At 71.0% G+C, this 14,842-nt stretch carries 14 protein-coding genes; 6 read left to right on the forward strand and 8 right to left on the reverse strand.

The window, feature by feature from the left end:
• The first annotated feature begins 51 nt into the window (after window positions 1-51).
• The gene (locus AC3CH1_RS11560) at window positions 52-1,476 is read left to right on the forward strand and encodes a GH1 family beta-glucosidase (protein WP_488462816.1); all 1,425 of its coding nucleotides are present in this window, start codon (window positions 52-54) and stop codon (window positions 1,474-1,476) included.
• A gap of 920 nt (window positions 1,477-2,396) precedes the next feature.
• On the forward strand, window positions 2,397-2,993 hold the full coding sequence (locus AC3CH1_RS11565) for a DUF417 domain-containing protein (protein ID WP_488462817.1): 597 nt from the start codon (window positions 2,397-2,399) through the stop codon (window positions 2,991-2,993).
• A 73-nt stretch (window positions 2,994-3,066) separates the two neighbouring features.
• Here AC3CH1_RS11565 and AC3CH1_RS11570 read toward each other — a convergent pair whose 3' ends face one another.
• The 3 genes from AC3CH1_RS11570 to AC3CH1_RS11580 all read right to left on the reverse strand — a co-directional run bounded on the left by AC3CH1_RS11570 (window position 3,067) and on the right by AC3CH1_RS11580 (window position 7,593).
• Window positions 3,067-4,530 carry an MFS transporter gene (locus AC3CH1_RS11570; RefSeq protein ID WP_488462818.1) on the reverse strand — a complete coding sequence of 488 codons (1,464 nt, stop codon included), beginning with the start codon at window positions 4,528-4,530 and terminating at the stop codon, window positions 3,067-3,069.
• A 244-nt stretch (window positions 4,531-4,774) separates the two neighbouring features.
• On the reverse strand, window positions 4,775-6,940 hold the full coding sequence (locus AC3CH1_RS11575; protein WP_488462819.1) for a permease: 2,166 nt from the start codon (window positions 6,938-6,940) through the stop codon (window positions 4,775-4,777).
• Window positions 6,940-7,593 (reverse strand): ABC transporter ATP-binding protein, encoded by a 654-nt coding sequence (locus AC3CH1_RS11580; RefSeq protein ID WP_488462820.1) that lies wholly within the window; start codon window positions 7,591-7,593, stop codon window positions 6,940-6,942. Before AC3CH1_RS11580 ends, AC3CH1_RS11575 begins: the two co-directional genes overlap by 1 nt.
• 665 nt (window positions 7,594-8,258) lie before the next feature.
• Between AC3CH1_RS11580 and AC3CH1_RS11585 the strand changes: the two genes are divergently transcribed.
• Window positions 8,259-8,528 (forward strand): hypothetical protein, encoded by a 270-nt coding sequence (locus tag AC3CH1_RS11585; RefSeq protein WP_488462821.1) that lies wholly within the window; start codon window positions 8,259-8,261, stop codon window positions 8,526-8,528.
• Window positions 8,521-9,129: a DUF6879 family protein gene (locus tag AC3CH1_RS11590; RefSeq protein ID WP_488462822.1), complete on the forward strand. Its 609-nt coding sequence runs from the start codon at window positions 8,521-8,523 to the stop codon at window positions 9,127-9,129. Before AC3CH1_RS11585 ends, AC3CH1_RS11590 begins: the two co-directional genes overlap by 8 nt.
• Before the next feature lie 60 nt (window positions 9,130-9,189).
• Here the strand turns inward: AC3CH1_RS11590 and AC3CH1_RS11595 are convergent, their stop codons facing one another.
• Entirely contained in the window at window positions 9,190-10,140 is a 951-nt protein-coding gene (locus tag AC3CH1_RS11595; protein WP_488462823.1) for a GlxA family transcriptional regulator, read from the reverse strand.
• Window positions 10,141-10,210: 70 nt separating this feature from the next.
• Between AC3CH1_RS11595 and AC3CH1_RS11600 the strand changes: the two genes are divergently transcribed.
• Entirely contained in the window at window positions 10,211-10,597 is a 387-nt protein-coding gene (locus AC3CH1_RS11600; RefSeq protein ID WP_488462824.1) for a cupin domain-containing protein, read from the forward strand.
• Window positions 10,598-10,678: 81 nt separating this feature from the next.
• Here the strand turns inward: AC3CH1_RS11600 and AC3CH1_RS11605 are convergent, their stop codons facing one another.
• Window positions 10,679-11,005 (reverse strand): winged helix-turn-helix transcriptional regulator, encoded by a 327-nt coding sequence (locus AC3CH1_RS11605; RefSeq protein ID WP_488462825.1) that lies wholly within the window; start codon window positions 11,003-11,005, stop codon window positions 10,679-10,681.
• Between the two features lie 148 nt (window positions 11,006-11,153).
• On the opposite strand from AC3CH1_RS11605, the gene AC3CH1_RS11610 reads away from it, so the two are divergent.
• Window positions 11,154-12,083 (forward strand): NAD(P)-dependent oxidoreductase, encoded by a 930-nt coding sequence (locus tag AC3CH1_RS11610; protein ID WP_488463478.1) that lies wholly within the window; start codon window positions 11,154-11,156, stop codon window positions 12,081-12,083.
• Window positions 12,084-12,245: 162 nt separating this feature from the next.
• Here AC3CH1_RS11610 and AC3CH1_RS11615 read toward each other — a convergent pair whose 3' ends face one another.
• The 3 genes from AC3CH1_RS11615 to AC3CH1_RS11625 all read right to left on the reverse strand — a co-directional run bounded on the left by AC3CH1_RS11615 (window position 12,246) and on the right by AC3CH1_RS11625 (window position 14,741).
• Window positions 12,246-13,520, reverse strand: a complete 1,275-nt coding sequence (locus AC3CH1_RS11615; RefSeq protein WP_488462826.1) for a mannosyltransferase family protein — start codon at window positions 13,518-13,520, stop codon at window positions 12,246-12,248.
• Window positions 13,521-13,756: 236 nt separating this feature from the next.
• On the reverse strand, window positions 13,757-14,248 hold the full coding sequence (locus tag AC3CH1_RS11620) for a hypothetical protein (protein ID WP_488462827.1): 492 nt from the start codon (window positions 14,246-14,248) through the stop codon (window positions 13,757-13,759).
• Window positions 14,241-14,741 carry a SigE family RNA polymerase sigma factor gene (locus AC3CH1_RS11625; RefSeq protein ID WP_488462828.1) on the reverse strand — a complete coding sequence of 167 codons (501 nt, stop codon included), beginning with the start codon at window positions 14,739-14,741 and terminating at the stop codon, window positions 14,241-14,243. Before AC3CH1_RS11625 ends, AC3CH1_RS11620 begins: the two co-directional genes overlap by 8 nt.
• Between the last annotated feature and the right edge of the window lie 101 nt (window positions 14,742-14,842).

The raw sequence follows: 14,842 nt of genomic DNA on the forward strand, positions 1-14,842 counted from the left end.
CCCACCCTCCTACGGGCCCCCGCCCCTCCCTCACCTCTGGAGTGTCAGTCCATGACCGCTGTCGATGCCCGTCCGGCGAACTCCGCGGGCCCCCGCCCCGACACCGTGGCGGAACTCCGCTTCCCCACCGCGTTCCGCTGGGGGACCGCCACCGCCGCCTATCAGATCGAGGGCGGAGCCACCGAGGGCGGCCGTACGCCGTCCATCTGGGACACCTTCAGCCGGACGCCCGGCAAGGTGCGCAACGGCGACACCGGTGACATCGCCGCCGACCATCTGCACCGGATGCCGGACGACGTACGCCTGATGAAGGAGCTGGGCGTCACCGACTACCGGTTCTCCGTCTCCTGGTCCCGGGTCCAGCCGACCGGCCGGGGCCCGGCCGTGGAGCGCGGCCTGGACTTCTACCGTCGTCTGGTGGACGAGTTGCTGGCGGCCGGGATCCGACCGGTCGCCACGCTCTACCACTGGGACCTGCCGCAGGAGCTGGAGGACGCGGGCGGCTGGCCGGAGCGGGACACGGCACACCGGTTCGCGGAGTACGCGGGCCTGGTGGCCGGGGCGCTGAGCGACCGGGTGCCGACCTGGACGACGCTCAACGAGCCCTGGTGCGCCGCGTTCCTCGGGTACGGGAACGGGGTCCACGCCCCCGGCCGGACCAGCGACCTCGCGGCCCTGCGCGCCGCCCACCACCTGAACCTGGCGCACGGCGCGGGCGCCCGCGTCCTGCGCGACCTCCTGCCGGACACCGCCGAGATCTCCCTCACCCTGAACCTCCACGCGCTGCGCCCGCTGGCGGACACGGCTGCGGACCGGGACGCGGTGCGCCGGATCGACGCGGTGGCGAACCGGATCTTCCTGGACCCGGTCTTCCACGGCCGGCTGCCGCAGGACCTGGTCGAGGACACGGCGGAGGTGACGGACTGGTCGTTCGTCCGGGACGGCGACCTGGAGGTGACGTCGACGCCGATCGACTCGCTGGGCATCAACTACTACTCCCCCAGCGTGGTTTCGGCGGGGACGTCGGAGTCCCCGTCGCCGTGGGCGGGCGCGGAGCAGCACGTGGCGTTCACCCCGGCGGAAGGCCCGCGCACCGCGATGGACTGGCCGGTCGACGCGAACGGCCTGTACGAGCTGCTGACCCGGCTCCGCGACGAACTCCCGTCCGTGCCGCTGCTGGTGACGGAGAACGGGGCGGCGTACGACGACTACGCCGACCCGGAGGGCGCGGTCCACGACCCGGAGCGGGTGGCGTACCTGGACGCCCACCTGGCGGCGGTGCACCGGGCGATCGCGGACGGGGTGGACGTGCGCGGGTACTTCCTGTGGTCGCTGCTGGACAACTTCGAGTGGGCGTACGGCTACAGCAAGCGGTTCGGCATCGTGCACGTGGACTTCGCGTCCCAGCGCCGTACGGCGAAGGACAGCGCGCGGTGGTACGCGGAGGTGATCGCGCGGGGCGGCCTGCAACGCTGAACCAGGGGCGGGGCGGGTCGTCCCGCGGCCGCCTGCTGCCTCCCGGTCACGGGTTCACGGGTTACGGGTACGGGTACGGATTGCGGGTTGGGTAGGGGCTCGGGGCGGCATGCGCTCCGGGCCCCGACGCGTGTCCGGGGGCTGCTCGGGGCGGCGCCCGGAACCTGCAAGCGGTGTGTCCGGCCGAACGGTACGGGCGATGAGAGTTTTCTCCCGGAATCGGCCGGACCACTTTCGGCCGGATGAATCACCGGTGAAGTCCCCCGCGCCGGTAGGTAGACGGTCCGGAGGGCGGCGGAGCACCCGCATGGCGCGAAGAGGCCCTGGGAGTACGGCCGACCGACGCTCCCGGAACGTCGGCGGGACCCGTAGCCGGGAGAACGGGGCTGCTCAGCGGAGGGGTGGGCCGGGGGCCCGTCCGGGCCGGTGAGCCGGGTGGCGGCCTCATCGCCGCGGTCGGCTCCGATCGTCTGCGCGGCCGATCCGCGGTCGCCGTGCGCTCCGCCGCCCAACGCCCCGTGCCCTGATGCAACTTGGCGCGAATGCGTCGCCTCCGGCAGAGGCCGCTCCGTACGCCTCTTGACCTTCGGACCCCCATCCGTATGGTCTAGACCAAGCAGAGAGAGGCAGTCGGCGGTGGTGGTCACGCGCCGCCCCTGCCTCGCCCACACACCCGGCCAGGCGCATTCGACCTCACCTTCCGAATCGTCCAGATCCCACAGATCCCACAGATCCTCCAGATTTCCCAGATCCTCCAGCCGAGGAGAAGAACCCCAGGGCGCCAGCGAGAGGCCCGTCACCCCGTGCGCCGAAGCGACAAGAGCCGACGCTTCCCGCAAACGCCCCACAGGCGCCCGCGCACCCGCGCGGACCGCCCATGCACGCTTTCCCACCCCCACGGACACAGCGGGAGATCGCACATGAGGAGCCACACCGCCGAGCCGAGCCTTCCCCCGCCCGGCAGTGCACCTGAACACCCTTCCCGCTCACGCGGGTTCGGCCGCGAACGTGCGGCGACAGCCGGCGCCCGAACAACCCTTCAACGGCTGGCCGACCGCGTCAACGTGCGCGCCGTCGTCCTGCTGAGGGTGACCGTCGGGATCGTCTTCCTCGGCTTCGGCGTGCTGAAGCTGTTCCCCTCGGCCAGCCCCGCCGAGCAACTGGCCGTCGACGCGGCCACGAAGATGACCCTGGGCCTCGTACCGGAGACGGTGCTGCTGCTCTCCCTCGCGGCACTGGAGACGGTCATCGGGATCGGTCTGATCGCGGGAGGCCGCCTGCTGCGCCCCGCCCTCGTCGCGTTCTTCCTCCACATGGGCGGCGTGTTCTCGACCCTCGTCCTCCTGCCCGACGCGATGTGGCAGTCCCACTCCCCCGCGCCGACCATGGAAGGGCAGTACGTCGTCAAGAACGTGGTCCTGGTGGCCGTGTGCCTGGTCGTGGCCGCTGACGCGTGGGGAAGCGGGTCCAGGTCGTCACGGCGGCCGGACGGTACCGACCGAACACCGCAGGAATGAAGGGAGCCCGGCCCCGGGTCCGACACCAACGAGGACAGGGTGTCGGCGACGGGGCCGGGGCCGGGAACGACGATCAGCCGACGTGGACCGGCACCTCGGCGAGCTGCTGCGGGGTGACCGAGGGGCGCGGCCCGCGGAGCATGGTCGCGGCGACGACCGCCGCGACCACCAGGGTGACGGCGGTGGCGAGGAACACCGCGGAATAGCCCTCGGTGAGGGCGACCCCCCGGCCCGAGCCGGCCGCGGCGGACCGTTCGACGGCGCCGAGGTAGATCGTGGTGAACACCGACAGGCCCACGCAGCCACCGATCTGCATGGCGGAGTTGACCAGGGCCGATGCCGCGCCGGCGTCGTGGTGACCGACGCCGGCGAGCGCGACGTTCTGCACCGGGATGATCACGAACGCGATGCCGATGCCCACGACCACGAGGCCGCCGAACACCTCCGTCCAGTAGCTCCCGTCGGCCGTGACGAAGGTCAGCCACACCATCCCCGCCGCGGCGATCAACGGCCCACCGGTCATCAGGACACGCGGCCCCCGAGTGGGCAGCAGCCTGGCGGCCACGGGTGCGGTGATCATGGTCGCGAAGGTCATCGCGAGGCTGGCGAGTCCGGCGAGCAGCGGGGAGAGCCCGAGCACGATCTGGAGGTGGAACATCAGGTAGAGGGTCATCCCGATGTAGACGGCGCCGATGGCCGCCTGGATGAGGAAGGCTCCGGCACGGGCACGGTCACGCACGACCCGCAGCGGCAGCAGCGGCTGCGCGACGCGGGCCTCGATCCACACGAACACCGCCAGCAGTACCAGGCCGCCGACGAGGAAGCCGATGGTGTCCGGCTCGGTCCATCCGGACTCGGCCAGGGTGAACCCGTAGACGAGGGCGGCCAGGCCGAGGGTGACGGCGAGGGTGCCCCAGATGTCGTACCGGTTGTCGCCCTCGACCCGGCTCTCGGAGACGAACAGCAGCGCGCCGATCAGGCCGACGACGGCGAAGACGATGTTGACCAGCAGGCACCACCGCCAGTCGGCGTACTCGGTCAGGACGCCGCCCAGCGCCAGGCCCACCGCGGCACCGGTGCCGGCGACGGTGCCGAAGACCGCGAACGCCGTTCCGCGCTCGCGCCCGGCCGGGAACGTGACCGTCAGCAGGGCGAGCGCGGCCGGGGCCAGCAGCGCCGCGAAGGCGCCCTGGAGGCCGCGCGCCGCGATCAGCTCGGTCCCGCTCTGCGCGAGACCGCCCCACACGGAGGCGGCGCCGAACCCGAGCATCCCGACCATGTAGCTGCGCTTGCGCCCCCAGTAGTCGGCGACGCGTCCGCCGAGCAGCAGCAGGGCGCCGAACGCCAGGACGTAGGCGGTGATGACCCACTGCCGCTCGGTGTCGCTCAGCTCAAGTTCGAGCTGGGCCTGGGGCAGGGCCACGTTGACGATGGTCGCGTCGAGCACGACCACCAGCTGTGTCAGGGCGATCACCCCGAGCGCCCACCATCGGCGGGGATCGGGTGCGGAGGGCTGGGAAGGCAGGGGGACAGACATGAAGAAACCTCCGGGGTTCTGTCCAGATGAGCGCCGGAGGTTTCAAGCCTCGGACCGGACACCGGAAGGCGGGGTCCGACCACCTCGGCCACGGGGCCGAGCCCATCCATCCTAACCACCGGCAGGGACCCGGTTCGCGCCACGGATACCCGTGATCCGTCTCACAGACCGGCGGTGTTCGGGCGAGGACCACGTCGTGCCGCCCCCTCTGGTCGTCCCCCGTGATCGCCCATCGCGGGGCTGTTCAGTCCGCGGTGGGGTGCCAACGGTCGGACTCCCGTGCCGCCGCGCGCGCTCCGAGGTACCCGACGATCAGGGAGACAACAGCACAGGCGGTGATGCCGAGGCCGAGTACCGTCCAGGAGACGGAGCCCTGCTCCACGAGAGCGATGAAGAACACGGAGTGCCACGCCGTCACAGCACCGGTGACCACGGTAGCGATGAGCAGGGGGACGGTCAGATGCCACGCGGTCACGGAACGGAACACCCGGCGGTTGCCTGTCAGGACGGAGAGCGGGGCGAGTGCGTGGCGGACCCGGACGAACTCGGCCGCCGCACTCACCGCACCGGCCCCGAGGACGAACAGGATGCCGGTGACCCCGAACAGCTGTATCCAGTTCGGCAGGCGGGAACGCGAGGACCCCAGCCAGTTCCCGCTCAGGGCCTGCACCTGCACTGAAGGGTTGGGGAGCGTGAAGGCGGCCTGCTTCACCGCGGCGAGCCGGCCCGGTGTCGGAGTCACGACGAGAAGGGACTGCGTACCGTCGGGCTTCACACTGATCCGGGGCTCCTGCGCAAACCTCACGTCGCCGTACCAGCGGCGCATCTCTGCCACCTTGACCGACCCGGCGCCGCCTCCGGCGACCGGCCCGGGTCCGTCGCAACTCAGGTCCAGCGTACGCAGGTCCCGGCAGGAACCTCCGATGGTCACCCAGGGGTTTCCGGAGCCGGACGGGTCGTGGAGAGTACGGCTCAGAAGTATCGAACCGGACGGAAGCGACGAGCGGAAGCGATCCGCCTGGGGCGCGGTCATGCCACCGGCGGTCACCTCGATCACGGTGTCCTTGATCCGGTGGTGTGTGGCGGCTGCCGCGTGCGAATGCACTCCCAGCCTGCTGGTCCACACCTGCATCTGGGCGACGATACCGATGCCGATCACCATGGCCAGAGCGAGGCGCACGATCACGCCAGGATGCGCGTGCGTCCACCGTCCGCCGATCATGCGACCCGCATGGCCCGAGCGCTTCCCCGTGGCAGCGAGCCAGGACCCCAGATGACGGGTGAGGAGAGCCACGACGGAGGACAGAAAGGCCCACATCACCACGGTCCCGCAGGTGAACACCGCGAGTTGGGCCTTCTGAGGCATGTACTGACTCGTCAGGACCAGCGCGACGCCGACGCCACAGGCGGCCAGACGCCACGAGGGAACCCGGGAAGAGAAGGAGGCGGGACGGGTGGACCTGCCGTCCCGGTGAACACGGTGCGTGCCCACGACCAGCCCCAGAACGACCACCAGGGACACCACCGCCGCTGCGACGGCGGCCGGCCACGCCGTCCGGACGTCGAGATGGTCGAGGATGTACCCGGTGGGCGCGAGACGGATATCGGTCACGGAGGCCACGGCATACGGGATGAACGCGGTGACAGTCCCCAAGGCAGTGGGAATCGCCGCTTCACCGACGTTGACGGTCGCCCGGTGCCACCATGCCCCTCCCAAGGCCTGCAACAGGCTGCTGCGCCGGTCACGGGTACGGGAGCCGACCCGCGCGGCGACCACGGCCAGGGCGAGGGCGGGTAGCCCGGTCAACGCCCACAGAGCCAGGGCGGTGGAGGTCACGGGTGACTGGTCGACCATCTCTCCGGTCGCTCCGCCGCCGCTCCCGAAGGCGGACACGCCCATCCACCGGGGATCGTCCTTCGGGGGTGGTTCGGCCACCCGGATGTAGGCCATCCGCTCGGAGGGGGTTACCAGTCCGTCGTTGGTGATGGTTCCGGCGAACCGCCCGTACCGCTCCAGAACCCCCTCACCGCGTCCGGTCCTGACGAGCTCGGGAGAGAGCAACGCCTCGCCCGGTTCCGGCCAGCGGGCCACACCGGCGGGAAGGGGCGCGTCAGGTGTGAGCGGGTGGACGAACACGACGGATACGGGCCTGGTGCCAACGGCGTCGATGCCTTCCCGGCACAGCAGTTCGGCGCCCTTGCCGAAGGTGATCACGGGTCCCCTGGCGTCCGCTCTGGACTCGCGGCCGTGATACGTCGCCACCGTGGCAACGGTCGCCAGGACGACGAAGGCGACCGCGACGGCGGCACCGAAAAGACCCCACCACCGCAGCCTGTCGCCCGGTGCGGACCGGCCTGCGGCGAGACCGATCCTGAACAACTTTCCTGCTGTCCAGACCCTTTCCTTCATCAGGAGGCTCCCACTCCGGACAGCGTCCCGCCGACGAGTTCGTGCCGGCGGTCGGCCCGAGCAGCCACCGTCAGGTCGTGCGTGACCACCAGCAGCGCGCAGCCCCGCGAACGGGCCGTCGTGAACAGCAGCTCGGCGACTCCCTCCTTGGCTTCGGGGTCCAGCGCGCCCGTGGGTTCGTCAGCGAGCAGGACGGCGGGCTCCGTGATCAGGGCGCGGGCAACCGCCGTGCGCTGCCGCTCACCGCCGGAGAGCATGCCGGTCGGGGTGGAGCCGGCGGGAACACCCAGCTCCTGGAGGAGTTCCTGCGCGCGCCGGTACGCGTCATGGTGGCGGCCTCCGTCGAGCAGGACCGGCAGGGCGACGTTCTCCACCGGGCTGAGCTCGGGAAGGAGTTCTCCGAACTGGAACACCATGCCGAGGGCTTCCCGCCGTACCCGAGCGAGCTGCCTGGGCCCGAGGCCGGTGATCTCCCGGTCCGCGACGGTGATAGTGCCCGCCTGCGGTTTGATGAGCCCGAGGACACACATGAGCAGCGTCGACTTGCCGGACCCGCTGGGGCCGGTCACCGCGACCGACTCGCCGGGGGCCACGGACAGCTTCACATCGTCGAGGAGAGTCCGTCCCTCGACCCGATAGCAGAGGCCGCTCACACGGAGCCCCGGAGAATCGCTTCGGTTCACAGAAATGTGCCTCTTGTCAGAGAAGTGGATGTGCCGCACCGGCCCCGAAACGGGTCGGTGCGGCACATCAGCCAGGGAGAGAAGATTTACGGGACGACCCAGCCCGAGCAGTCGTCCGGGCTTCCGTAGTAACAGGCATGGACGCCGCCCCGAAGGCATAAGCGTCAACCGCGGTGACCATAGGAATCGCAGGCACCACAGTGAGCGTCATGAGTCACCGCCCGGAAACGCAGATCTGCTCGGAAGGCGTTGCGGCCAAGGCCTCGGGCGACACGGTGATCACATTAGGCAAGTGATCTGCGAGCAACCAGGGTTGCGCAATATAGGTCTCAAAATGGACCACGCTTAACGGGCACTGCTTTTTGCCGCCCGGTGTTCACCGGCTGGAGCGCGCGGGTCGTGCACGCCCACCGGGACGGCGGGCGGGGTTGGGCCGGGGCGTGCGGTCCGGGCTGCGGGCCGCGCACGGCGCGGCCATTCCGCACCGCGACGTGCAGCCCGGCAACGTGCTGATGCGTGCCGACGGAGCTCCAGTGCCTCACAGCCCACTCGAACAGGCCGAATAGCCTGCTTGACACCGTCGTTGCCCTGGGCGTCACTAGTACGTTGGACCACTCAGGAGAGAGGGCGGCAGCATGGGCAGACCCTGGGAAGCCGATCCTGACACCGGCTTCAAGCGACGCCTCGGCAAGTCGGCCCTGGAGCTGCGCGCGACCAGCACCGGACCCGAATGCCCGGATATCTGGGAGCTGGACAACGGCGACATCGCCGTGATCGGACGCGATCTCACCGGCTCTCTGGGGGCGCGCCTGCCCGACGGGGTCTCCATCAGCCCCGATGAGCGTCTCGTGGTCATCCCCCGCAGGATGCTCGTCGCAGCGAAGGCGGACATCCCTGATGTTTGAGTGCTTCCGCAGCGGTGCCGGCGAGCTCCTCACACGCGCCGACTACCTCGCCGATTTCCGTCGAGTCCACCAGGGCGACATCAACCTGCTCGCCAAGATCGAGCGCGGCCAGACGTTCAAGGAGCAAGGCTCCCCCAGCTGGGACGCCTTCGCCTCCGGGGACTGGGCCGGGGCCCTCCGGCTGATCGAGAACGAGCGGGATTCGATGGCCGCCTACTTCCGGGACGCCGCCCGACGCGGCCTCGCCTTCCGCAGGGTTCGTGTCGTGGAGTTCCCGGTGTCTCCGTATCTGCAGTGGGAGATGAACGTCTTCCGGCTCAGGTCGGAGATGGGCGAGGAGATCCGCGTGCTGGATGCCCGGAAGATCTCCGACCTGGAACGAGAGGCGTCGGTGCCCGAGATCATCGTCCTCGGGCGGTCGGTGATGTACGCCGTGATCTACGACGACGAACTGAAGGGGGCGGGGGCCCGTCGCTTCACCGACCCCGGCCAGATCAGCCGGACGACCCGGGAGTTCGAGGCCCTGTACGCCATGGGCGAGGGGTTCCCGGAGTTCTTCGAGCGGGAGATCGCCCCGCTCGGCCCGCCCACCGTCCGCTGACCGCCGCCCGTTGACCGGGTCCCCCGCAGCAGCGGTCAGTCGGCGGCACCCCTCGGGCTGTCATCTCGGCTCTGCCCGGAACGCCCGGCGGTAGGCGCCCGGCGTCGTGCCCAGGGCGTCGAGGAAACGCCTGCGGAGGTTGGTGGCCGAGGAGAGCCCGACGCGGCGGGCGACGGTGTCCACCGGGAGATCCGAGGACTCCAGGAGCTGCCGGGCCACGACGATCCGCTGTGCGAGCAGCCACCGTCCCGGGCTGGTGCCGAGCTGCTCGGTGAAGCGACGGGCCAGGGTTCGAGCGGAGCAACCGGCGTGTGCGGCCAGGTCCTCGACGGCCAGCGGTTCGTGGAGGCGGCCCGTCGCCCACTCGACGAGCGGCGCGAGCGAGCCGTCGACCTGGGAGGGGTGGGGCGGCGCGGCGTACTGCAGTTGGCCCCCTTCGCGGTGCGGCGGCATGACCATGTTCCGGGAGACGTGCGCCGCGTACTCGGCGCCCTGGTCGGCCCGGACCAGGTGCAGGCACAGATCGACCCCGGCCCCGGCGCCCGCGCTCGTGGCGACGTCGCCGTGGTCCACGTACAGCACGTCCGGATCGAGGCGGACGGCCGGGAACCGCGCGGCGAACTCGTCGGCCAGCGCCCAATGAGTTGTCGCCACGCGGCCGTCGAGCAGACCGGCGTGGGCCAGGGCGAAGGCGCCGGAGCAGATGCTGACCACGCGTGCGCCCCGCTCGTGCGCACGGCGCAGAGCCCGTACGACAGCGGGCGACGGGGGTTCGCCGGTGGGCAGCCAGCCGGGGACGATCACGGTGGCCGCCCGGTCCAGGGCGTCAAGGCCCTCCGTGACGAGCATGTCGTATCCGGCGCGCGTGGCGACCGGGCCCGGGGTCTCGGTGCATACGCCGAAGCTGTAACGGGTGGGCAGCTCGCGTCGCGTGATGCCGAACACCTCGGCGGCACAGGCGAGTTCGAAGGTCGACTGGGGTGCGTGGACGAGTGCCGCTACACGGTGCATGGCAGGAAAGTACCGGAGAACGTCAATCGAGACACTGGGCGAGGCGTCGGTGGTCGACGAGGCTTGACCCATGACGAAGCAGAAGCCACGAACGGCACAGAAGACGCAGGCAGAGGACGCTTCGGCGCGGGCGGGCGGACAGCTGCCCGGCTATGCCTGGTCCGCCGTGCACGACGCACCCACGCAGGAGATCTTCCCCGGCATCCGCGTGCGCCCCCTGTGGAGCGGCGGGAACGGCGCGAAGGCCCAGCTGCTGGAGATGGATCCGCACACCTGCTGGGAGGGCATCGACGTGCACGGACCGGGGCCGGAAGAGGTCTTCGTCGTCTCCGGCGTCTTCAACGACGGCCAACGGGACTATCCCGCAGGCTCGTTCATCCACGCTCCCGCCGGCTCCTGGCACATCCCGCAGACGACGTCGGGGTGCACGCTCTTCGTCTTCTACCCCGAAGGCTGAGTGCCTGAGTGCCTGAGTGCCTGGGTGCCTGGGTGCCTGGGTGCCTGGGTGCTTGGGTGCTTGAGGGCTTGATGCGGTCGGTCACGGCAGGTCTTCGAGGCGCTCCATGTGCTCCTCGCCCCACTCGCCGAGTGGCATCAGCGCGGCCACCAGTGAGCGGCCGAAGTCGGTCAGCGAGTACTCCACCTTGGGCGGCACCTGCTCGTGCACCTCTCGGTGGACAAGCCCGGACGCCTCCAGCTCGCGCAGTTGCAGCGTCAGCATCCGCTCGCTGATTCCGGTGACCGTCCGCCGCAACTCCCCGAAGCGCAAACGCTCTTCCTCACCGAGCCAGAAAAGAATCAGCCCTTTCCATTTTCCGCCCATGACGGCGATGGCGGCGTCGAATCCGCAGGTGTACTTCGCCATGACCTCTCCCACTGACAAGAATGTGGGTACCGAACAAAAATGTCGGTACTTGTGCAATCTATCGTGCCGTCACAGCATGGAGATCACCGGAGCCCGGGACCAACGGGCCTTCCGTAACCCCCTCCAACTCCCGGAACAGGAGCGGACAATGGCCGCGCAGCACGATCAGCACCATCACCACCACCAGCGCCGGCACCGGGCCCCCGTGACCGTCGTCGGCCTGGGCGCGATGGGCAGCGCACTGGCGGCGGCCTTCATAGCGGCGGGGCACCCGACCACGGTGTGGAACAGAACCGCGTCGCGGGCTGCCCCGCTCGTCGCCAAGGGCGCCGCGCATCCGGAGACCGTGGCGGAGGCCGTCGCGGCGAGCCCGCTCGTGATCACCTGCCTGACGACGTACGAGGACACCATCGAGGCCCTGGAGCCGGCGGCCGCCGAGCTGAAGGGGCGGGATCTCGTGACTCTCAACAGCGGGTCCCCGGCCGGTGCCCGTCGCACGGCGGAGTGGGCGCGAGGGCACGGCGCACGCTATCTCGGCGGCGCGATCAAGAACGTACCGCCGGCGGTGGGCGCCGAGGACACACTTCTCTACTACAGCGGCGATGCCACGGTCTTCACCGCTCACGAACCGGTACTGCGGGTGCTGGGTGGGGACACCGTGTACCTCGGCGCCGACCCGGACCTCGCCGCCCTGTACGAAATGGCGGTGGGCGGCACGCTGCTGCCCGCCCTCGTCGGCTTCTTCCAGGGGGCGGCGGCGCTGCGGGCACGTGGCCTGGAGGCGGCTTCGATGGTCCGGTTCAGCGAACAGTGGTTGCAGATGATCGCTTCGGTGCTGCCCGTGCTGGCCCGGGAGATCGACAGCGGCGACTACAGCGAACCGCTGTCGTCGGTGAACGTCTTCGTGGCCGGGGCCGCGCACGACGCGGAGCTCGGGAAGGAGGCGGGCCTCGACGTGGAGTGGCACAAGCCGTTCCACGAGCTGCTGGAGCGGGCGGTGGAGGCCGGTTACGGGACGCAGAGCATCGCAGCGCTGACGGAGATCCTCAAGAAGCCCCGCCGGGCCGCAGCCGCATAGAGCCCCCCGCCGGCCGCATAGAGCCCCGCCGGGGCCGCAGCCGCATAGAGCCCCGCCGGTTCGCATAGAGCCCCCGCCGGGCCGCAGCCGCATAGAGCCCCGGCGGGCCGCACAAGCCCAGCGGGGCTCGTCATCGGCGCGGGTGCCGCAGGCGGGACGTGCTCACCCCGCCCACCTCCCCGTCAGGAACGTCAGCGCGACGAGCGTCGTCACCGGCGCGGCCACGCTCAGGTACGCCGTCCTGAACCACGGCCTCCGCAGGCTCAGCGCCGCCAGGCCGATCCACAGCGGCCACCACAGGAGCGTCGCGCGCGGGATCGACGTGTACCAGTACGAGGTGCCCAGGGCCCAGAGGCTGAGGGCCACGTACAGCGCCTCGGGCCAGCGGCGGCGGTACAAAAGTACGGCCGCCAGCGCGAGCCCCACCAGCATCGCCACGAGTTCGGCCTGGAACATGAGCGCGTAGCCGGTCGTCTGCGTGTGACCGAACGCCCCGTTCCACGTGTTCGACCACGCCTCCCACGGGGTGTGGAACGTCCGGTACCAGCCGCGTTCCTGCGCGTGCTTCCAGGCCATCCAGTCGCCGGTCCGCGCGTGCAGGTACCAGCTGTACGCGGCCGGGGGCAGCGCCGGGAGCAGCGTCCAGCCGGCCGCTCGCCAGCTCCGCCGGTCCCGCTTCTCCCTGGCGGTCAGCACGAAGAGCAGGGCGATGGCGGCGGCGAGGAACAGGCCGCTGACGCGCACCGTCGTCGCCAGCGCCGTCAGCACGGCGGCGAGCGCCCAGCGGTGCCGCACGGCGGCGAGCCAGGCGGGCAGGGCGAACGCGAGGAACAGCGCCTCCGTGTAGCCGGCGGCCAGGAACACCGCGCAGGGCGAGAGCAGGAAGAGAACAGCCGTACGGCGGCCCGCCGCGTCCTCCGGCAGATACGCCCGCGCGATACGGGCCAGGGCCAGTACGGCCACCGCCCCCGCGACGAACGAGATCAGCAGCCCGGCCGCCGTCCAGTCCGGCACCACCGTGTGCACGGCACGGAGCAGGAAGGGATAGCCCGGGAAGAACGCCTCCCGGTTGTCCCAACCGCTCGTCCACGGACCCGTGCCCGCGGGGAAGTAGCCGTCGCGCGCTATGTGGAGGTAGTGGTTCGCGTCCCACCGCTGGAAGGACGCGAGTACGGGCGTCGCCTCCCGCGTGCCGGAGCGGGCCGGGAACAGCCAGCGGGCGAAGTGGGCCGTGATCCACAGGGATATTCGGGTCAGGAGGTAGAGCCACAGCACGGCCCGGTCGGCAGGGGTCAGGCGGGCCGCCGCCCGGCGGAGCCGCCCCGCCCGGCGCTCGGCCGCTTCGGCGATCCGGTGCCCGGGGCGGGAGAGCGTCCGGGGCTCGGGTGGTTCGGGGCGGTCGGCAGGAGGCCGCAGCCCGGGGGAGAGCGTGGACAACTGAGGCACCTTTCGGGCGTGCCTCGCGGATACGCGGATACGTCGAGGCGTACGGGTTCGCCCGGTGAGGTCGCCGGGGCGGGAAGGAAACGGAGACGGAGACGGGCTGAGACGAACGGAGACGGGCCGACTCGGGCGGACCAGGACGTACCCGGACGGACCCGGACGGGCCCGGACGGGCCCGGGTCATCAGGTACGGCGGCGGCGCGGCGTCAGCGGGAGTGTCAGCCGGGGTGTCAGGGCATCGACGTCGTCCCATCGGTCGTCGCCGACGGCGTGGACGTGGGCGACAGCCGCGTCGTACCCGGGCTCGTCTCCCTGCTCGTACCCGTACCCGTGCCCTTGCCCGTACCCCTACCCGTACTCATGCTTGTCGGCGCTCCGCCCGGCCCGGTGGACCCGCCCCCCGGCAGCGTGGTGCTCGGCGTCGGCGGCAGGGACGGCGGCTGCGTCGACAGCCGGTCCGACGGTACGGGTGACGGGTAGCTGGGCGACGGGTCCGTGGCCGGGGCGACCGGCTGCGGCCGGACCGGCAGCAGGCCCACCGCGACCGCGCCGCCCCCGCCGACGACCAGGCACACACCCACCGCCACCACGGCCATCCGGCGTCGCTGCGCGCGCATTCCTCGTCGCGTGATGCTCGACGCGTCGTCCGCGTCGGAGCGGGCCTGCCCGAACTCACCGGCCTCCCGGAACAGGGACCGCAACGGATCCCGCGGGTCAGACATCAGGGGCCTCCTCGATGCGGGGGTCCCGCAGACGGTGGGCGAGCGCCGCCCGTCCGCGAACCAGATGCGTCTTGATCGTGCTGCCGGAAAGCCCCGTCTCCCCGGCGATCTGCTCGACCGTGAGGTCGCACAGGTAGTGCAGGGTCAGCGTCCGCCGCTGCTGCGGGGGCAGTTCCCGGAGCGCGTCGACCAGGACCACATGGCCCGGGTCCGGCGGCTCCACGTGCCCGGGCGTGCCGCTCCCCCGGCTCCAGGCGTCCACCGAACGCCGCCGGAAGCGCCAACGGCTCACCGCCAGTCGCCAGGCGACCGTACGAATCCACGCCTCGGGGCTGCCGTCGCGGTCCAGCCGGCCGCGCCGCACCCACGCCTTGACGAACGCCTCCTGCACCACGTCCTGCGCCTCCTGGAGGTCGCCGGTCATCACGTACAGCTGGCCCGTGAGGCGTGCGACCGCCTGGGCGTAGAACTCTTCGAACTCCTCGACGGTCAAAAGTTGCTCCCGGACTCTTTCGCTTCACCGGGTATACGCCCGCCGCAGGTCATCCGGTCGACACTACCCAGGAGGAATCGGGGGTGACGGTCGTCACAGCG

It is taken from the genome of Streptomyces sp. MGP-P1 (assembly GCF_057766565.1).